The sequence below is a fragment of the Glutamicibacter mishrai genome, from assembly GCF_012221945.1.
In the GTDB taxonomy this organism is placed as follows: Bacteria; Actinomycetota; Actinomycetes; order Actinomycetales; family Micrococcaceae; genus Glutamicibacter; species Glutamicibacter mishrai.
In genome coordinates this window covers 2436572-2455618 of record NZ_CP032549.1, presented here as the reverse complement: position 1 = coordinate 2455618, position 19047 = coordinate 2436572, and the positions used below count along the sequence as shown (strand labels likewise).

Genomic DNA, 19047 nt, shown 5'->3' with positions numbered 1-19047 from the left:
TCACTTGGTGGATCCTTCAAGAGCGGCGGCAAGTTCGGCGCGGAGTTCCTCGGAGGCACCGGGAACATACTCGAGCATCGTGCGGATCGACATTCCTGTCGCCTCAGGGGCGCGCCCATCCAAGGGCACACCCGGGTAGTGGCGCGCGAAGGTCTCGGTGAAGCGGCGCCATCCGGCCGGGTCATCCGACACTTCACGCAGCGTGGAGTCCAGGCTGAGCACGGGGCGCACCACCGCATTGATCTCGTAATTCCACGAGTGTTCTCCCCCGTCGATCTCAACGACCTGCGAATCGGCGTGCAGCGGCAGCACGACTTCTGCGGTGGTGTTTGCGGGGATGCTCACCTCGACGCAGACATGCGTGTCCTCGATGCGCCAAGCGATGCGAACCTCGCCCTCCGTGATGGTGTGTGTGAGTTCGGCGTGGGTGAGATTTCCACCCGGTTGTGGGGCGATTCGCATCCGCTGATACCCCGGTTCGATCGCCTGGAGACCGCCGATCGTCCGATGCATCCAGTCGGCAACCGCGCCGAGTGCGTAGTGATTCAGTGACGTCATCCCGGACGGGTTGATGCTGCCATCCGGACGGATCGAGTCCCACCTCTCCCAGATGGTCGTAGCCCCCATGGTCACCGGGTAGAGGAAGGACGGCGCCTCCGTCTCCAACAGCAGGAGGTACGCCTCAGCTAGGTGCCCGGTCGAGGAGAGAGCATCGGTCACCAACGGAGTTCCGGCAAATCCGGTGGAGATGCGGTACCCGGCCTGTGCGACAAGCGCCGCCAACCGGTCACCTGCATGCTCCCTCTGCGCTTCGTCGAGGATTCCGAAGGAGATCGCCAACGCATACGCTGTGGCGGTCTCTGAGGCCAGACGGCCGTTGGGAGTCACATACTCGCGGCAGAACGCCCCACGTACCTGATCAGCGAGGGCTTCAAACTCCGCCGCGTCCTCTGTGCGTCCGAGGATGCGCGCGGTGTCTGCCATCTCTCGCGTGGTACGGCACAGATAGGCCCCGGCGACCAAGTGACGGTCAGTCTTCCCGCCCGAAGGATTATCGTCCGGCGCGTCCGGATCGAGCCAATCCCCATACTGGAATCCGGTACTCCACAAGCCGTCATCATCAAGAAGTCCAGCAACCTGACGGATGAAGGTGCTCATCGAGTCGTACGCGTCATGGAGGATCTGTTTGTCGCCGTACTCACGATAGAGCGCCCATGGAAGACTCACTGCGACGTCGCTCCACAGGGCTGTCGGAGAGGACGGAGTAGAGAGGACATCGGGTACAACCCATGGCACGAATCCTTTCTCCTGCTGCTCGATTCCGAGATCTCTGAGCCAGGACCCGAGCACACCACGTACGTCGTAGAGGAAAGCGGCAGTCGGAGCGAACGCGTTGATGTCCCCTGTCCACCCCAGACGCTCGTCCCGCTGTGGGCAGTCGGTGGGCACGCCCACGAAGTTGTCGCGCATCGACCACACTGCGTTCGAGTGCAGCTGGTTCAGCTGGGGGTTGGAGGTCTTCAACCATCCCGTGCGATTCATATCGGAGTGGATGACCACCGCTCGGATCGCGTCCGACGAGAGCTCACCTGGCCACCCATCGATTTCGACATAGCGGAAACCATGGAAGGTGAATCGCGGCTCCCACGTCTCCGGCGCGTCACCATGGAGGATGTAGGTGTCCGTCGCGGCGGCCGTGCGCAAGGTCTCGTCCTCGATCTCCCCGTCCACCATTACCTCGACGTGACGCAGTGTGATCGTGTCACCGCGCTGTCCATCGACGGTTAGCCGGACCCAGCCCGAGATGTTCTGTCCAAAATCGACGACGAGTTTTCCGCGGGGCGTGCGGAGAACTGCCACAGGTGCCAGCTCCTCGATGCGTCGAATCGGCGGGGCGATAGGGTCAACCAGAGCTTCAAGCGGCCAGTCAAATTCTTCAACCTGTACCCAATCGCTGTCATCGAACCCTGAACGGTCCCACCCAACAGGCTCGCTTCGGGCGTCGTAGGTCTCGCCATCGTAGATGCTGTTCGCTCCCAGCCCGCCGCGCGAGGCGGTGACCGATGTGTCACTGACGATCACTTCCCGGTTCCCGTCGTCATATTCGAGTTCGAGTTCGAACCACGCCGCAGGACGATCGGAATAGTGATGGCGTCGCTCCTCCCATCCCAGGCGACCAACGGCCCATCCTTCACCGAGCACAGCCGCGACAGTATTCGCACCGACAACAATCCGGTCGGTGACATCGTGCGTGCTCACGATGAGCCGGTGACGATAGGAGGTCCACCCGGGAGCGAGCACCTCATCACCGACGACGGCACCATTGAGGTGCGGCTCGATGAGCCCCACTGCAGTCGATCGGAGCGTCGCGCGACGGGGCGCTGTCAGCGCGACGAACTCCTTCCGAAGATACGACGCAGGCTCACCAATAGCTCCCTGCGCAAAGGGAGGGCTGACGAAAACGGCAGAACTGGACTCGGTCATCACCGGAACGGCGCTCCTTACGGATGAGAGCTTCGATAGTCGGGCTACCGAGACTCCGTTGTCAAAAAGTTCAACTAGCGCGAGCTAGTTACGCTCTACCATAACACGTGAGCTAGCGCGCACAAGTCAATCCATCAAAATAGGAGGGAAGTGTGATGGACTAATGGAGGAAAACGCCGTGCAACGAAGGAGTGACAGTGGCATCGCAGTCATCAGGGCGTCGGGTTACCGCGGCGGATATCGCTCGATCCCTCGGGGTATCCCGAGCGACGGTGGGCTTCGTCCTCAACGAGACCCCCGGGCAGACGATCTCCGCAGCCACCACGGCCCGGGTGCTCGCAGAAGCCAGACGCTTGGGATATCGGCCTCACATTGCCGCGCGAGCGCTCGCCAGCGGACGCAGCCACCTCGTGTTGCTCGTTCTTCCGGATTGGCCTATCGAGCACAGCCTGCGAGAGAACATCGATGAGGCGACCCAAGCCCTCGACGAGCATGGATACACTTTGATCACCTTCACGCCACACGAGGGGGCGCGCTCCCGTCCGTTATGGGAGACGCTGCAGCCAGATGTCGTGATGGGCCTGCTTCGATTCCCAGACCCTCTGATCCGTTCTATGCGTGAAGCAGGCGTCGAACGCATCATCCCGGACCCAGATGAGGCATCAGATGCCCGCTACTCTGAGGGGGGACCCCGACTCCAGGTGGAGCATCTTCGCGAACTCGGCCACCGGCGAATCGGCTTTGCCCGACCGAGCGACCCGCGACTCGTTGAACTTGCGGACGCGCGAGAAGCTGCGGCCACAGCTGCGGCCGTCAGTCTCGGTCTCGAAGCTCCAAGAACGCTCGACCCGGTCACTGTGGGATCCGAGCTCGACCCGCCCGTCCAGGCATGGGTCGACGCAGGCATCACGGGCGTGGTTGCATTCAATGATGATGTCGCGGCGGCAATCATCGGTGCCGCCGCACGTGCAGGAATCGCTGTACCCCGGTCCCTCTCCGTGGTCGGTCACGACGATACCCCGACGGCATTAATGTTCGAGCCTCGCATTTCCAGTGTGCGGATCGACTCGACAGGACTGGGGCACTATCTCGCGGCGCTGGCCATTCATGCACTGGACGGGACGCCGACGCCGGACTGGGAGCAGACCTCTGCCCTCACGTTGATCTCGCGAGAATCGACCTCCGTGAGTCCGTCCACATAGCAGTAGCTGAGACGACGATAAACAAGCAGGGCCCGCAACGAAGTCGGTGAGTTTCTCGATCGTTGCGGGCCCTGCCTGTGTTGTGTAATCAGCGCACCTGCCGAACCCTCATCACAATAATTCCGCCGACCAGGGTGATCGCTCCGGCAATGAAGTAGAGCAGGGTGTAGTTTTTGCCCCCGGACGAACTCGCTCCGATGGCAAGGATGAGCGGAGCGATGAACGGCGCGATCGCTTGGGGGATGGCGGTGGCGAATCCGGCGATTCCCATGAATCGGCCAGCATCGGTGTCACGCTCGGGAAGGACATCCAAGAGCAGCGCTTGATCTACAGCAGAAAACGCTCCGATGCCTATTGACGCGATGAGCGATCCGACGAAGAGCATGGTGATGTCCGACGCAACGGCCTCCGTCACGACTCCCACGGCGAAGATTACGGATGCGACGAGAACGAAGAGTCGACGGCGACGGAGTTTATCGGAAAGGAAGCCGCCACCGATCGCACCGATCGTGGTCGCAGCGATGCCAACCAAGCTCAGAGTCGCGAGCACGCCGGCAATTTCCTCGACGCTGATCTTCAGGCGGGCCGCGAAGAAGAAGGCAGTGAAGGCCGTGTTCAGGGTTAGCCCGAAATAGAAGCAGAATCGGCCTGTCCATACCAGTGAGAAGTCGGGGTACTTCGCGGGGTTGAACAAGTACTTACGGAACGTCGTTCTGATGGTGAGAACCCCGGAGATGATCATTTGGCGACTGTCCTGCTCGCGGGAGAAGATCAGGAAGAGCGTAAGGAACAATACGCCCACCATGCCGGGGACCAAGAACAGCAGGAGCGAATCGGCAACGAGACTTCCGGCCATGATCACACCGGCTACGGGTGCGACCTGCGTCGCGAACCCGACGAGGCCTGCGACCCTGCCGCGCTGATGCTCAGGAAGGGAGTCTGCCATCGAGGTGGTGAGGATGGCCAATGCCTGCCCCCACCCAATCTGTGCCAGGATCCAACCCGCGCCCAGAAGGAGCACGTTCGGTGCCAAGCCCATAACGAACAGTGACCCCACCCCAACGAGCATTCCACCGAGGATCCAGGGGCGTCGACGACCTAGGCGCGAGCGTGTGCGGTCGCTAAGGATTCCGACGATCGGAGTAATGACCATTACGACAATGGAAGCGGCCCCGGTGATGTAACCCAGATACCGCTCTTCGAAACCGGGTGCCAGTGCACTCACTCGCACCGCGAGAGAGATGGCGATCGGCGTAATGAACGCTACGAAAATTCCGAACTGCGCGAGGACGAGCAGCCAAATGTAGGAACGTGACGCTTGGGAGGGACGGATGAGGCCCGTGACCGTACGGGTACCTTCTTGGTGCGCGCCGGACGGCGCAGGAAGGGGCGCGGAGAGCACAGTGGATGGCTCCTCGGACTGAGAGCCTGGATTGAAGGGCATGGTCATAGGGACTCCATTGTCAAAGAGATGCCGTGTAAGCACAGTGCGGATTGCAGGACATTATCTACGGCGTGTGCGTCAACTTGCACGCGCAAGTTGAAACGACTGTAACCGTTATCACTTGCGCGCGCAAGTCCTGAAAGCAAAACAAACCTTGGCGGTGCCACCAGGGCATCGCTGAATGCGTCTTCGGTATCCGTTTTGACGAGAAATAACGACTTGCTTGATGACCATGATCATCGCCGCCAAGATGAGGAGAGGACCAGGGACCTTGACTGTCTAAGACATCATTCTCTTGGTGCGAATGTAGGCTTCCACCTGTAGATAGACGAGAACCATGATCGCCGCGGGCATCACCGCGTCTGAGTTCTCAACGAGCGTGCCGAGTCCGGCAATCGACGAGAAAACAACGAGACTGAACACGGGGTGAACGCACCGACCAATACGAGGGCCGCCAACATCATCAGTAACGCAAGTGCGGACGAATATGACGCGAGTTCCACGAGCGGCGGAGGATTCTGTCCCCACACATACCGCCCACGGATTGCAGCAAGCCCTCTAGCCGGGAAGAGGCATCGGCACGCGCGTGCTGAGCGACAAGTGCGACATCATCGTCTTGAAAGTGGGAAACTTCAGCACGAATGGGACCGCCGTCCGCCTAGAGCAACTTTTCGAGAGGACCAAAGAATCGAGCCACGTCGTCCATCAGTTAGTCTACGTCCGCACCTTTACTGACTACATCGTTCACTCAGGCGAACCACTCGTGTTCGGAACATATTCAAGGGAGCGGACGAGGCCGCCCTGACCGTGACGATCTGATTCGACATCACGAGGATCAGCAGGGAGCCGCGTTCAAGGATCCCCGCCGCGGAAGTGCAATGAAGACGCCAACGCGTCGGGATATGAATCGGTGGCTCCAATGAATGTGCAAGGAACAGCGCGACACCAATGTTTAGAAAGACCATCGCAAGAGCCGAAACGGCACCGAGTACGTCGAGACCTACCTCTACACCATCGGTGGCCGCTTGCGCGTATGCGAAAAGTTGCGAGGCAGCGAGCAGCACCGACGGGAAGTCGCTCGCTGACGGACTGACTCACGCGCCGAACATCTGAACTTTCGATCCCGGTGACAAATGAAGTGCGCCAAGAGGCTTTTGTACAGTGGCCCGTGGCTTGTCATACGGTGGTAGGAACCAGGCGTCATGTTCGCCCCGTGGTCCGGGTGATGGATATCGTTACAGTTGAGTGGCTTGTTTTTACTCATGACCGTCCTCGGTGGTGCCGGAGACCCTAGCCCGGGCAAACCCTTCGAGGCCTTCAGTGAGTGGTTCGCCAGAAAAACCGCTGTGATCACCTCGGTACCGCCCCTCATCATCGGAGTGTTTCTCCTCGGCAAAGCCGCCGGCGGCCTCTGCCTTGATTTCTCCGTCTGACTAAATGTTGCGGTCCAAGGCAAAAAATAGCCACGATTCACGCGGAAAGATCCGCGTGAATCGTGGCTATAAGCGCTATCGGCTCCTAGTGGAAGAAGTGGCGTGCACCGGTGAAGTACATGGTAATGCCTGCTTCGTTCGCAGCAGCGATGACTTCCTCATCGCGGACCGAACCGCCAGGCTGTACAACAGCCTTGACGCCAGCATCGATCAGGATCTGCAGACCGTCAGCGAATGGGAAGAACGCATCCGAAGCAGCCACGGAGCCCACAGCACGCTGCTCGGAAGCAGCGCCGTCAGCGTTCTCAGCGCCACCGGCTGCATCTGCGCCGGAATCAACCTTCACGCCAAGGGTGTTGGCGCGCTCGACAGCTAGCTTGCAGGAGTCGATGCGGTTGACCTGGCCCATGCCGATACCGGTTGCTGCACCATTCTTGGCCAGCAGAATCGCATTGGACTTTGCAGCGCGAACTGCGCTCCACGCGAATTCGAGGTCAGCCAGGGTTGCTGCGTCGGCAGCTTCGCCAGCGGCCAGGGTCCAGTTCTCTGGGTTGTCGCCTTCGGCGTCAATCTTGTCGCAGGCCTGAACCAGCATGCCACCGGAGACCTGGCGGAACTCGTTCTTGTTCCGGTCATATCCTTCTGGCAGGGCCAGCAAGCGGATGTTCTTCTTAGCCGAGAGGATCTCAACAGCTTCAGGTTCGAAGTCTGGTGCGATAACCACTTCGGTGAAGATGCCCTTGACGGTTTCAGCCATTTCCCTGGTGACCGTACGGTTGGCGGCGATCACGCCACCAAATGCGGATACTGGATCGGTCGCGTGAGCCTTGCGGTGCGCGTCAGCGATCGGATCAGCGGCATCGTCGGAAGCCACCGCAACACCACAAGGGTTTGCGTGCTTCACAACAGCTACGGCTGGCTTCTCGAAATCAAAAGCAGCGCGCAGTGCGGCATCGGCGTCAACGTAGTTGTTGTAGCTCATTGGCTTACCGTGCAGTTGATCAGCCTGGGCGATGCCCGCTGGAGCAGCTTCGTCAACGTACAGCGCTGCCTGCTGGTGTGGGTTTTCGCCGTAACGCAGTGCTGCCGAACGCTGCAGGGCAACGCCTGCGTAGGCTGGCCAGTCGATGACGCCGTCGCCGTCTTCATCGAGGAACTGGCTGGCAGTCCACGAAGCAACAGCGGTGTCATATGCTGCGGTGTGAGCGTAAGCCTTAGCTGCCAGGCGCTGGCGGGTCTTCAAATCGAAGCCACCGTCAGCCGCGGCAGCAATGACCTGCGAGTAGAAGTTTGGGTCAACCACGATGGAAACTGCAGCGTGGTTCTTGGCTGCCGAGCGGACCATGGCAGGGCCGCCAATGTCGATCTGCTCAACAACTTCATCCTGGGATGCGCCGGAAGCAACGGTCTGCACGAATGGGTAGAGGTTAACGACCACCAGGTCGATCTGCTCAATGTCCATCGAGGACAGGGTGTCCATGTGCTCGGTAACGCGGCGGTCAGCAAGGATGCCACCGTGGATGCGTGGGTGCAGGGTCTTCACGCGACCGTCAAGCATTTCTGGCGAACCGGTCACCTGCTCAACCTCGGTCACAGGAATTCCCGCTGCGGCGATCTTCTTAGCGGTGGATCCGGTGGATACCAGTTGTACGCCTGCGGCGTGCAGTCCGGTTGCCAGCTCCTCCAGGCCGGTCTTGTCGTAGACGGAAATCAGTGCGCGACGGATGGCGACTTTGTCCAGGACGGTCTTACTCACGAAATTTTTCTCCCGGCGGTGAGAATGAATGGGGCGGGCAGCGCACAGGCCACCGCCCTCATTCTAACCAAGAGATAGCCCGATTATTCAGTTCGTGTCACTGCCCTTCAACCAGCTGGGAAAGCTGTGGGAAATACTTAGAAAGTTGCTGGTCAGTCAGGCAGAGACGCAAAAGTTTTTCTGCATGATCTTCATCGGCAACATAACAGACAAGGTCTGCGGGGGTGCGTTGCTGAAGTTCTTCCCGCAGTGCGTTGGCCACAGCCACCAAGGTCCGGTAGTAGCGCTTGATGGTCGGTTCCCATCCCTCGCGTGAGGCGAGGTCAGTCATCGCATCAGACCACAGCGTAGCCGCCGGATCTTCACATAAATCGATAGCTGACCAGTGCCAATCGCTGGGCTCCCACTTATCCGAGTAGAAGCTCTCAGCATCGTCAACATCCAGTCCCTCTTCGAGAGATGCAAGAACCTGATCAAGATCTTCCTCGTCGGTATCCTCTTGATCTTCGTCCTCAAATTCCTGATCATCAGCATCGGAAATCACGATGGAGTTTTCTTCCAATGTGACGTCCTCGCCTTCCAGCGGGCTATTTGGCTGCGCGTCGGGGCGATCCTCATAATCAGCTGGCTCATCGGCGTCTTCGCCTCGTTCCACCAATTCTTCCCGCGAAGCCGTAGCACGGTCTCTTTCCAGGGCCTGGACCGAATTCAGCGCGAGCAACGGCATGGCGATGCTTTCGCTTTCCTCGGTGCTGACCCCATGCAGGGCTATGGCATAGAAGTCTTGGTCCGGGTGTCCAGTTATCACTTCTGCCGCGTGCCGAAGGGCGGTCACCCGTATCGCCTCTTCGAGAGCGGCCCAATCTACTCCCATGCCCAGAGATTACTCCCTGACTCGCGCTGGCAACAGGCCTTGACGTGGCAAGCAAAGAAGCGTAGAGAGCTGGGGACTTGGATTGCTTTTCGGTTATGCTTCGACGCGGTACACACTACTTTTCGCTCGCACTGAGAAAGGCGCCGCACCGTGTCTTCTGCACCCCCGACTTCGGGCACAACCGTCGTGCAAGAACTCCCCTTCAAGTGGAAGGTCCAGGGCGCCATCTTCATCATCGGCGGCCTCGGGTTCATGTTCGATGCCTGGGACGTGACGCTGAATGGGGCCCTGATCCCGTTGGTAGCCGAGGAATGGGGGCTGGATCGCCCCACCGCGGCACTGCTGGGCACTTCCAACTTGGTGGGCATGGCCCTGGGCGCTTTCCTCTGGGGCGGAATCGCTGACCGGTTCGGCCGCAAGAACGCCTTCAGCCTGACCTTGCTGATGTTCGCGGTGTTCACCGTCCTGGGTGCACTCTCGCCGAACTTCGGCTTCTTTGTCGCCTTCCGTTTCCTCGCCGGCGTCGGGTTGGGCGGCTGCATTCCCGTGGACTACGCCTTGGTTGGCGAATTCACCCCGGCAAAATTGCGCGGCCGAGTGCTCACCGCCATGGATGGCTGGTGGCCGGTAGGCGCTGCGCTGTCCTTCTTCGTTTCGGGCTGGGTCATGGCCACCGCCGATAACTGGCGCCTGATCCTGGCAGTGATGATCCTCCCGGCCTTCATGGTGTTCCTCGTCCGCCGCTCGGTCCCCGAATCCCCGCTGTACCTGGCGGCGAAGGGGCGGGAAGAACAAGCGCGAGCCGTCATCGACCAGCTGGTGCAGCGCACCGGGGCCACCCCGCGCGACTACGTCATCGAGCAGCCTGTTGCCCAGCGCCCGGCACGCTGGTGGGAGCAGGTAGTGGCGCTGTGGCGCTATTCATGGAAGATCACCGCCACCAGCTGGCTGCTGTTTGTCACCGTGCTGCTGGTGTACTACCTGGCACTGACCTGGCTGCCATCCATTCTGACCGAAGCCGGCATGGCCCAGTCCGCTTCCTTCTTCGCTACCGCCGTGATGGCTTTGATGGGCCTGCTCGGCGTGGTCATCGCTGCCTTGTTGGTGGAGCGGGTAGGACGCAAATGGCTGCTGGCGATCTCGGCCCCGCTCTCGGGTCTTGTGCTGGTTCTGGTGGCCCTGAACCTGGATGTGCCGTCAACGGCGGTGGCTTGGGTGCTGGTATTCGGCGTCATCGTCCAGGTGGCCATTCCGGTGCTGTATGCCTACGTTTCAGAGCTGTATCCGACCGAGCTGCGAGCCAGCGGATTCGGCTGGGCATCGACCATGTCGCGTTTTGCCGCGGGCTTCGGCCCGCTGCTTTTCGCCGCGTTGTGGCCAGTGGTCGGGCTGCCCGGGCTCTTCACCGGAGCCACGGTCTTGGTTGTCATCGCCATGCTTGTCATGGCCAAGCTCGCGCCGGAAACCAAGGGCCAGGAACTGCACTAGTCGAGTTCCCATGATGGCGCGCGGGGCACAGACCTGCGCCATACAATGAGAGGACTACACCTCTTGCGCAGGTAGATCGTCGCAGCATCCTTGGCGGTAGGCATGGCGGAGCACAGCGACGGGAATCATCCATGGTCTTTGACCAGCACTACCTCAAGAACGACGGGTTCACCGGCTTCCGGCCCATCGCCAAACTGGAAATCAATCGCATCCCGCAGCACCAGGGAATCTTCGTCGTCCTGGCGCCCCAAGGCTTTAATCCCCGGTTCCTCAACCGCAGCACCGCCGGCACGTTCAAGAAGAAAAATCCATCCCTCACCCCAGAGCAACTGGCCGGCGAATGGGTCGAGGGCTCCGAGGTCCTGTACATCGGTAAGGCCGGTGCCGGCAGCCAGGGGAACCGAGGGTTGCGCCGGCAGATCCAGGAGTTCATCGATTTCGGCCGGGGAAAGCCGCCGGGCCACTGGGATGGACGATTGATCTGGCAGCTGGCTGGCTCCTCGCAGCTCTTGGTCGCGTGGAAGGAACTGCCAGTGGAATCACTGAACGCCGCATTGGCTTCCTGCCACCAGGATTTCCACGACAGTTACAACAAGCTGCCCTTTGCCAATCTGGTGCGTGCGCGATGAAGCATGTCCGGATCCGGATCATCAAAAGCTCGATAGGACGCTGGCTGCGCCGGAACTGGGATGAATTGCTTGGGCGACTGCCCGAATTTTTCCAGCACTGACCCGGAGCAGCACTTCACCTCCGGGGCGGAGAATTCCTAGGCGTTAACCGCCACGACGTGCGGACGGAAACCATCGAGCATCAGCTGCACGAGGCGTTCTTGGAGTTGCGGCGCCTGGTCCTTGAAAGGCCGGGGCAAGGGGCGCGTGGCCGCTCCGATGGCGGTCACCAGCTCTACGGCGTTCAGATCTTCACGCACCAGTTCATAGCCCTTGGCCAATTCGAGGACCCGGCTCACCGATTGGGCGCATTCGCGTTGCACGCGCAACACGCGCTCGCTCAAGGTCGAAGGCAAGGCGGCCCCGAGTGCTTCGCTCAACGCGCCGAGATTCAGCTTCACCAGGTTCTCCAGGAACTCGGTCCATGCCCGGGGTTCCCCAGCCAAGTTCGCTTCGGCGCTCGTGGCGGCATCCAGGACTTCTTGCAGCGTCGTGACGGTGACTTCTTCAATCAGTTCGGCCCGGGAAGCGAAGTTGCGGTAGAGGGTTCCGATTCCCACATTGCTGCGCTCTGCAATGAGATCCATTGCGATATTGGCGCCATGCTGGGCGAAAAGTTCTCGTGCTGTACTCAGAATCGTTTCTCGTCGTCGCAAAGCATCTGAGCGCATAGAACTGTTGTGCCTTTCCGTAGGGAACTCAGACAGCGAGCTAGCCGCCGTCTGCCGGTTTGAGGATCTTGGATAGATTACCTGATGGGTCGACTCCAAGCCCCAGTGATTTTTCCAGAAACCCGCGGTGTCGGCTACCGTCTCAAGCCATTTGCCAGAAAACCTCCCCCGCTTGTCGAATAAATAGCTGTTCATCAGTGAATTTGGGTAGTCTGGCAGGGAACCACCCCGCTGATTTTCGGGGTGCCGCCCTGGGAAAGGCAGCAATGCACGACGACACCTCACTGACCACCGGTCGAGTCAAACGAGTACTGCAGGAACGTGTTCGTCCTGCCATCTACTCTCAGTCGATTCCGCTGAAGGTGTCGTGGCATGAACTTCCCGGCGAACCGGTCACCCCTGCCGAGGGCCTGGCCTTGGACTACTCGCCGACACAGGCAGGAACCTCTTGGGGCGCGGCCTGGGGCACCACCTGGTTCCATTTGCAGGGGCAGGTACCGGCCAGCTGGGCCGGGCGCCGCGTCGAAGCGGTGATCGACCTCGGTTTTGACGTGAACATGACCGGGTTCCAGTGTGAAGGGCTGATCTATCGCCCGGACGGCATCACCATCAAGGCCCTGAATCCGCGCAACCAGTGGGTGCCGATCGCCGACTGCGCCGCCGGTGATGAACTGGTGGATCTGTATCTGGAAGCCGCATCCAATCCGGTGCTGCTGGACCACCATCCTTTCCTGCCGACCGAGCAAGGCGATATCCTCACCTCCTCGAGCAGCCGGCTCTACACCACCCGCCGAATGGATCTGGCCGTGTTCGAGCCGCAGGTCCATGACCTGTCACTGGACCTCGAAGTGCTGCTCGACCTCCAGGAGCAATTGCCCCAGGGCCCGCGCAAGATGCAGATCCTCCAAGCCCTGGACAACGCGCTGGATGTGCTGGACCTGCAGAACATCACCGCTACCGCACCGTTGGCCCGTAAGGAACTCGCAGGCGTACTCGCCGCTCCCGCGGAGCACAGCGCCCACCAGATTTCGGCCATCGGCCACTCGCATATCGACTCCGCCTGGTTGTGGCCATTGCGCGAAACCATCCGCAAGGTCTCGCGCACCTGCTCCTCCATGGTCGAGCTGCTTGGCGATGAGCCCGAATTCCTCTACGGCATGTCCAGCGCCCAGCAGTACAAGTGGCTCAAGAACCATCGCCCCGAGGTGTGGGACCGGGTTAAGCAGGCGGTGGCCGATGGGCGCTTCCTGCCCTTGGGCGGAATGTGGGTTGAATCCGACACCGTCATGCCTTCGGGCGAATCCTTGGTCCGCCAGTTCCTCTACGGCCAGAAATTCTTCCGCGACGAATTCGGCGTGAGTTCCAAGGGCGTCTGGCTGCCCGATTCCTTCGGCTACTCCCCTGCCCTGCCGCAGCTGATGCGCCGCGCTGGCTTCGAATGGTTCTTCACCCAGAAGATCTCCTGGAACCAGCAGAACAAATTCCCGCATCACTCCTTCGACTGGGAAGGCATCGACGGTTCGCGCATCTTCAGCCACTTCCCCTCGATGGATACCTACAACTCCCAGCTCTCCGGCGAAGAAGTCGCCAAGGCCTCCCGCCAGTTCCGCGAAGCACGCATCGCCAATAACTCAATCGCCCCGGTGGGCTGGGGTGATGGCGGTGGCGGCACCACCCGCGAGATGACCGGCAAGGCCAAGCGCCTGGCCAACCTCGAGGGCAGCGCCAAGGTCACATGGGAGCACCCCAACGACTTCTTCGATCGTGCCAAGGCCGAACTTCCGCATCCCCCGGTATGGGTGGGCGAACTCTATCTGGAACTGCACCGCGCCACGCTCACCAGCCAGCACCAGACCAAGCAAGGCAATCGCCGCACCGAGCATTTGCTGGTCGAAGCCGAGCTATGGGCTGCCACGGCTGCCGCATACACCGGCGCCGAGTACCCGTACGAGCAGTTCGACGAGCTGTGGGAGACCGTGCTGCTGCACCAGTTCCACGACATCCTGCCGGGCACGTCCATCGCGTGGGTGCACCGAGAAGTCGTCGCCCGCTACGCCCAGGTGATCGATCAGGCCGAGCAGCTGATCCTCCAGGCCCAGCAGCGTCTGGCCGGCAACGGTTCAATTCCCATCACCTTCAACGGCGCCGCGTTCACCCGCAACACCCTGGCCTTCGGCGAAGCAAAGGCCCTGGACTCGGACACCGCGGCGGCGGTCCAGGCAACCGCTGTGGATGGCGGCTACCTGCTGGATAATGGCATTATCCGGGTAGCCATCAATGCCCAGGGCTTGATCACTTCCGCAGTGGATCTGGCCACCGGGCGCGATGGGATCGCGCCGGGACAGGAAGCCAACCTCCTGCAGCTGCATCAGGACTTCCCGAATATGTGGGATGCCTGGGACGTGGACAAGTACTACCGCAACCAGGTCACCGACCTGCGCGATCTGGACTCCATGGAGCTGGCTTCGTCCGAGGATTCGGGCGCGGTGATCACCATCAAGCGCAGCTTCTCCAAGTCCACCGTGGTGCAGGAAGTCTCGTTGGCGCCGGGCGAACGCACCGTGCAGATCAGCCAGAGCACCGACTGGCATGAAACCGAGAAGTTCCTCAAGGTCGCCTTCCCGCTGGATGTCCGCGCCGAGCAGATCATCGCCGAAACCCAGTTCGGCTACCACAAGCGGGTGACCCATGTGAATACGAGTTGGGAAGCGGCCAAGTTCGAAACCTCCATGCACCGCTTTGCACTGGCGGAAGAACCGGGCTTCGGCGTTGGCTTGGTCAATGACTCCATCTACGGATTCGATGTCACCCGCGATGCCAAGGACGCCCAAGTCACCACCACCATGCGGCTGTCCTTGCTGCGAGCTCCGCGCTTCCCGGACCCCCAGACCGATCAGGGCATGCAAACCCACCGCTACGGACTGGTGGTGGGCGCTGATGTTGCCACCGTGACCAGGGAAGGTGCCCTGCTCAACAGCGCTGAGCGCACGATCCTCGGCGCCGAGCCCGTCGCGCCGCTGGTGCGCGTGGCCGGTGAAGGCCTGGTGGTATCCAGCGTGAAGCTGGCAGCCGACCGTTCCGGGGACCTCGTGGTGCGCGTCTACGAGTCGCTGGGCCGCCGGGCCAACGGCACCTTGCAGCTGAACCTTCCTCTCGCCTCGGCAACAACGGCAAGCCTGCTGGAAGATCCGCTGGATGGCGGCGCACTTGAGCTCACAGAGGGCGGGTTGCCCTTGGCCCTGGGGCCTTTCGAGGTGCGGACCTTGCGTTTGACCACAGCCGGCTAGCGGCCGGGCCGCCGCCGTTTACCAGGGCGAGGGTTCGTAGTCCTTGAGGAAGCAGCCGTAGAGGTCGATTCCGCGCTCGCCATCAACGATCGGCTGGTAGACCCGGGCGGCCCCGTCGATCAAATCCAGCGGCGCGTGCCAGCCCTCGGCGACCATGCGCACCTTGGAATCGTGCGGGCGTTCATCGGTGATCCAGCCGGTATCCACCGCGGTCATCAGGATCCGATCGGTGTCCAGCATTTCCTCGGCGCTGGTGCGGGTAAGCATATTCAGCGAGGCCTTGGCCATATTGGTGTGCGGGTGCCCGGCGCCCTTGTATCGGCGGGAAAACTGGCCTTCCATAGCCGAGACGTTCACGATGTATTTGCGCCGTGCGTCGCTGGCTGCCAAAGCAGGGCGCAAGCGCGAGGCCAGCAGGAATGGCGCGGTGACATTGCACAGCTGCACTTCCAGCATCTCCAGCGCGTCCACGTCCCCCAGGATCTGGGTCCACGAGTTCTCGGCGACCACATCGGGAACCAGGCCTCCGGCGTCGATGGCAGTGCCTGCGGTGATCCGCTCCAGCGATGCCGACCCGGCTTTCATGGCCAGGTCTGCCAGCTGCTGCGCGTCGTAGCTGCCCAGCTGTGCCGGGGCGAGCAAGGCCGAGTCTTCGAGCCTGAAGGCGCTGGCCAGGGCCTTGGGGTGCTCGGCTGGCGGGTTGGCTTCGCCCCAGAGTTCCGGGCCGCCGTTGCCGGCGAGCAGTTCGCCGCTCAGCGGCTGCTGCTCGGATTCGATCAGGTGCTGGTAGGAGTTGGTGGTGCGCCGCACGGTCTGGGCCGCGTTATTGATCAAGATGTCCAGCGGGCCTTCGGCGGCGATGCGGTCGGCCAGGGAGATGACCTGGGCGGGGTCGCGCAAATCGATGCCGACAATGCGCAATCGGTGCAGCCACTGGCCGCTGTCTTCGATGGCGGCGAAGCGCCGGGCGGCGTCTTTGGGGAAGCGCGTGGTGATGGTGGTGTGCGCCCCGTCGCGCAGCAGCCGCAGGGCGATATGCATGCCGATTTTTGCCCGCCCGCCGGTGAGCAGGGCGCGCTTGCCGCTCAAATCCGCACGCGCATCGCGGCGCTCGCGTCCGGCCGCCGCGCAGTCGGGGCAGAGGTAATGGTGGAAGGCATCCACCGTGGTGTAGCGCCGCTTGCAGATGTAGCAGCCGCGGGGCTTGCGGAATTCGCCGGCGCTGGCGCCTTCGGTGGGCGTGCTCAGGTCCAGGCCCAGGGTTTCATCATCCAGGCGCTGGGGTGAGCCGGTGGCCGTGCTTTCGATCAGCGCGCGGTCCGCGGCGCTGATTTCGGCACGCTTCTGCGACTTGCGGTAGCGCTTGGCGGCTTTGAACATATTGCTGGTGGCGCGGCGTACGGCGATATGGCGTTCATCGGCCGAATCCAGCTGGTGCACCACCGACAGCACCTTCAGCGCGGAGGCCAACTCGGCGTCGGTGAACAGTTCGGTGGTTGACGCCTCATCGGCGATAGGTGTTTGCTCAGTCATCTCGCCACCAATTTTACGGCCTTGAAGACGAGGCCGGTCAGCACGAGGTTCTAGGCGCTAAGCTACTTGCCCTGTGCGAGATCTGCCAGGGTGGCGATGAGCAGGCGGCGTTCGACAACCTTGATGCGCTCGTGGAGCGTATCTTCGGTGTCGTCATCCTCGATAGCCACGGCCTCTTGGCGCAGGATCGGGCCGGTGTCCACGCCGGTGTCGGCGATGTGCACGGTGCAGCCGGTGACCTTCACGCCGTAGGCCAGCGCATCGCGCACGCCGTGGGCGCCCGGGAAGGACGGCAGCAGGGCAGGGTGGGTGTTGATGTAGGTGCCGTCGAAAGCGTTGATGAATTCCTCGCCGACAATGCGCATGAAGCCGGAAGAGACCACATAGTCCGGCGCGTAGGACAGGCATTTTTCGGTCAAGGCATGGTTCCAGTCCGCACGGTCCTCGAAGTCCTTGAAGTTCACCACGAAGGTTTCGATTCCTGCTTGCGCCGAGCGCTCCACTCCCAAGGTTCCGTGCTTGTCGGCGCCCACAGCGGCAATCTCCACGTTGGCCAGTGAACCGTCCTGGACGGCGTCGATGACTGCTTGAAGATTAGAACCGGTACCTGAAACCAAAACCACGATGCGCATGGGCTCAATTCTACGGTTCCTGCGGCCTAGTTTTTCATTCGGCAACAGTTTGTTGCCTTCTCCGGTAGCAAATGTGGCGGGGCCAGCATCCTCGGTGCAAGATGATCACATGAGCAAAATTGTTCCTGATCAGAAGAATTGGACCTTTGTCTTGGACTCGGTGTGCCCCGAGTGCGAATACGACGTGCGCGCGGTGACTCCAGGAGATGTCATCGCCCAATTACTCGATGGCGTGGAGCGTTATGTTGCCGTGCTGTCCAGGCCCGAGGCCCGCGTGCGGACCAAAGCCTCGAGGTGGAGCGACCAGGAGTACGTCACGCATGTGGCGCACATGCTGGTGATCATGAATGAGCGGCTGGATCTGATGCTGGAGCATGATGAGCCGACCTTCCCCAATTGGGACCAGGACCAAGCCGCGGATGCTGGAAACTACAACGCCTTGGAACCAGAAGAGGTTGCGGCACAGCTTCGCAGCGCTGCGTCGAAGTACGCAGATAAATTGGGCAGCATCGACGAGGATTCGTACTCGCGCCGGGGCCTGCGTTCGAACGGTTCATCCTTCACCGTGGAAACATTGAACCAATACGCATGGCACGATTTTGTGCATCATTTGTGGGATTTGGATTCCCACACAGCCTGACTTCCCTGGCCTTGCAGCAACTGGCGTTCACTGATCCGTGAACGCCAGTTAATTTTTTTGAAATCTCCGTTGACCGCTCCTATGACCCGTGCTACATATTTCTCTTGTTATACGAATAACTAATGAGCATCACTCAACGGGGAGACACCTTCATGGTCAGAGCCAAGCCTTCAGCCGGGCCCATAATGCACGATGTGGCCGCTGCAGCAGGCGTACCTTAGGCCACCGTCTCCCTGGTTCTCAACTCGGCGACAGGTTCGCGGTTCTCAGCGGACACCCGGCAACGAGTGTGGGACGCGGTGGAAGAACTCGGATACCGCACCAACGCCCACGCCAAAGTTCTTCGCGAAGGCGTATCAGGGATGATCGGCTTCATCGGCGACACGGCGGCAACCTCACCATTCGCCGGCGCAATCATCGAAGGCGTACAGGAACGAGCCTGGGAAGAAGGCCTGCTCCTGCTGACCATCAACACCGGCGGCGACAAGAAACTTGAAGCCGCCTCGCTGGATACGATGCTGTCGTACAAAGTCGCGGGCGTCGTCTACGCGGCAATGTACAACCGCTACCTCAAAGTCCCCAAAGCGCTGGAAGGCGTTCCATCGGTAGTCCTGAATGCCCAAGACAAGGATGGCAAGCTTCCCAGCGTCACCCCGAACGAGGTCCAGGGCGGATACCGGGCGACCCGGCGATTGATCGAAGCCGGCCACACCCGGATCGGCATGATCAACATCGAATCGCTGGAGAGCGGGCTTCCTGCCACGGTGGGACGCTTTGAAGGCTTCCGGCAGGCCATGGCCGAAGCAGATCTAGAACTCGACCCCTCATTGATCCGTTTTGGCGAAGGCGGTGAAACCCATGGGTACGCCCTTGGCATGGAGCTTCTGGGCTCGCCTCACCGGCCGACTGCTATTTTCTGCGCCAACGATCGCACC

12 protein-coding genes and 1 pseudogene are annotated in these 19047 nt (G+C 61.1%); 6 read left to right on the top strand and 7 right to left on the bottom strand.

Going from position 1 to position 19047, the window contains the following annotated elements; genetic code table 11:
- Positions 1–2484, bottom strand: a complete 2484-nt coding sequence (locus tag D3791_RS11615) for a glycoside hydrolase family 78 protein (protein WP_172512960.1) — start codon at positions 2482–2484, stop codon at positions 1–3.
- Between the two features lie 197 nt (positions 2485–2681).
- Here D3791_RS11615 and D3791_RS11610 point away from each other — a divergent pair, with 197 nt between their 5' ends.
- The gene (locus D3791_RS11610; protein ID WP_172512283.1) at positions 2682–3686 is read left to right on the top strand and encodes a LacI family DNA-binding transcriptional regulator; all 1005 of its coding nucleotides are present in this window, start codon (positions 2682–2684) and stop codon (positions 3684–3686) included.
- 88 nt (positions 3687–3774) lie between these two features.
- Here D3791_RS11610 and D3791_RS11605 read toward each other — a convergent pair whose 3' ends face one another.
- The 3 genes from D3791_RS11605 to D3791_RS11595 form a co-directional block, all read right to left on the bottom strand.
- Entirely contained in the window at positions 3775–5130 is a 1356-nt protein-coding gene (locus D3791_RS11605; protein ID WP_172512282.1) for an MFS transporter, read from the bottom strand.
- Positions 5131–6648: 1518 nt separating this feature from the next.
- A complete protein-coding gene (gene purH, locus D3791_RS11600; RefSeq protein WP_172512281.1) occupies positions 6649–8319 on the bottom strand; it encodes a bifunctional phosphoribosylaminoimidazolecarboxamide formyltransferase/IMP cyclohydrolase in 1671 nt (556 codons plus the stop codon).
- A gap of 97 nt (positions 8320–8416) precedes the next feature.
- A complete protein-coding gene (locus D3791_RS11595; RefSeq protein ID WP_172512280.1) occupies positions 8417–9193 on the bottom strand; it encodes a hypothetical protein in 777 nt (258 codons plus the stop codon).
- A 150-nt stretch (positions 9194–9343) separates the two neighbouring features.
- Here D3791_RS11595 and D3791_RS11590 point away from each other — a divergent pair, with 150 nt between their 5' ends.
- Both D3791_RS11590 and D3791_RS11585 read left to right on the top strand, forming a co-directional pair.
- Positions 9344–10681 (top strand): MFS transporter, encoded by a 1338-nt coding sequence (locus D3791_RS11590; RefSeq protein ID WP_172512279.1) that lies wholly within the window; start codon positions 9344–9346, stop codon positions 10679–10681.
- 131 nt (positions 10682–10812) lie between these two features.
- Positions 10813–11310 carry a hypothetical protein gene (locus D3791_RS11585; RefSeq protein ID WP_172512278.1) on the top strand — a complete coding sequence of 166 codons (498 nt, stop codon included), beginning with the start codon at positions 10813–10815 and terminating at the stop codon, positions 11308–11310.
- Between the two features lie 137 nt (positions 11311–11447).
- Here D3791_RS11585 and D3791_RS11580 read toward each other — a convergent pair whose 3' ends face one another.
- The gene (locus tag D3791_RS11580) at positions 11448–12020 is read right to left on the bottom strand and encodes a TetR/AcrR family transcriptional regulator (protein ID WP_172512277.1); all 573 of its coding nucleotides are present in this window, start codon (positions 12018–12020) and stop codon (positions 11448–11450) included.
- Between the two features lie 266 nt (positions 12021–12286).
- Here D3791_RS11580 and D3791_RS11575 point away from each other — a divergent pair, with 266 nt between their 5' ends.
- Positions 12287–15307 (top strand): alpha-mannosidase, encoded by a 3021-nt coding sequence (locus D3791_RS11575; RefSeq protein ID WP_172512276.1) that lies wholly within the window; start codon positions 12287–12289, stop codon positions 15305–15307.
- A gap of 18 nt (positions 15308–15325) precedes the next feature.
- Here the strand turns inward: D3791_RS11575 and D3791_RS11570 are convergent, their stop codons facing one another.
- Both D3791_RS11570 and purN read right to left on the bottom strand, forming a co-directional pair.
- Positions 15326–16840, bottom strand: a complete 1515-nt coding sequence (locus D3791_RS11570; RefSeq protein WP_172512275.1) for an SDR family NAD(P)-dependent oxidoreductase — start codon at positions 16838–16840, stop codon at positions 15326–15328.
- A 62-nt stretch (positions 16841–16902) separates the two neighbouring features.
- Positions 16903–17472: a phosphoribosylglycinamide formyltransferase gene (gene purN / locus D3791_RS11565; RefSeq protein WP_172512274.1), complete on the bottom strand. Its 570-nt coding sequence runs from the start codon at positions 17470–17472 to the stop codon at positions 16903–16905.
- Between the two features lie 109 nt (positions 17473–17581).
- Here purN and D3791_RS11560 point away from each other — a divergent pair, with 109 nt between their 5' ends.
- Positions 17582–18112 carry a maleylpyruvate isomerase N-terminal domain-containing protein gene (locus D3791_RS11560; protein ID WP_172512273.1) on the top strand — a complete coding sequence of 177 codons (531 nt, stop codon included), beginning with the start codon at positions 17582–17584 and terminating at the stop codon, positions 18110–18112.
- 233 nt (positions 18113–18345) lie between these two features.
- Positions 18346–19041 (top strand): annotated as a pseudogene (locus D3791_RS11555) (LacI family DNA-binding transcriptional regulator); the annotation flags it as partial.
- Between the last annotated feature and the right edge of the window lie 6 nt (positions 19042–19047).

Coding starts and splice junctions, on each gene's coding strand:
- D3791_RS11615 (WP_172512960.1), bottom strand. CDS start 2,484: ATGACCGAGTCCAGTTCTGCCGTTTTCGTCAGCCCTCCCTTTGCGCAG.
- D3791_RS11605 (WP_172512282.1), bottom strand. CDS start 5,130: ATGCCCTTCAATCCAGGCTCTCAGTCCGAGGAGCCATCCACTGTGCTC.
- D3791_RS11595 (WP_172512280.1), bottom strand. CDS start 9,193: ATGGGAGTAGATTGGGCCGCTCTCGAAGAGGCGATACGGGTGACCGCC.
- D3791_RS11585 (WP_172512278.1), top strand. CDS start 10,813: ATGGTCTTTGACCAGCACTACCTCAAGAACGACGGGTTCACCGGCTTC.
- D3791_RS11580 (WP_172512277.1), bottom strand. CDS start 12,020: ATGCGCTCAGATGCTTTGCGACGACGAGAAACGATTCTGAGTACAGCA.
- D3791_RS11575 (WP_172512276.1), top strand. CDS start 12,287: ATGCACGACGACACCTCACTGACCACCGGTCGAGTCAAACGAGTACTG.
- D3791_RS11570 (WP_172512275.1), bottom strand. CDS start 16,840: ATGACTGAGCAAACACCTATCGCCGATGAGGCGTCAACCACCGAACTG.
- purN (WP_172512274.1), bottom strand. CDS start 17,472: ATGCGCATCGTGGTTTTGGTTTCAGGTACCGGTTCTAATCTTCAAGCA.
- D3791_RS11560 (WP_172512273.1), top strand. CDS start 17,582: ATGAGCAAAATTGTTCCTGATCAGAAGAATTGGACCTTTGTCTTGGAC.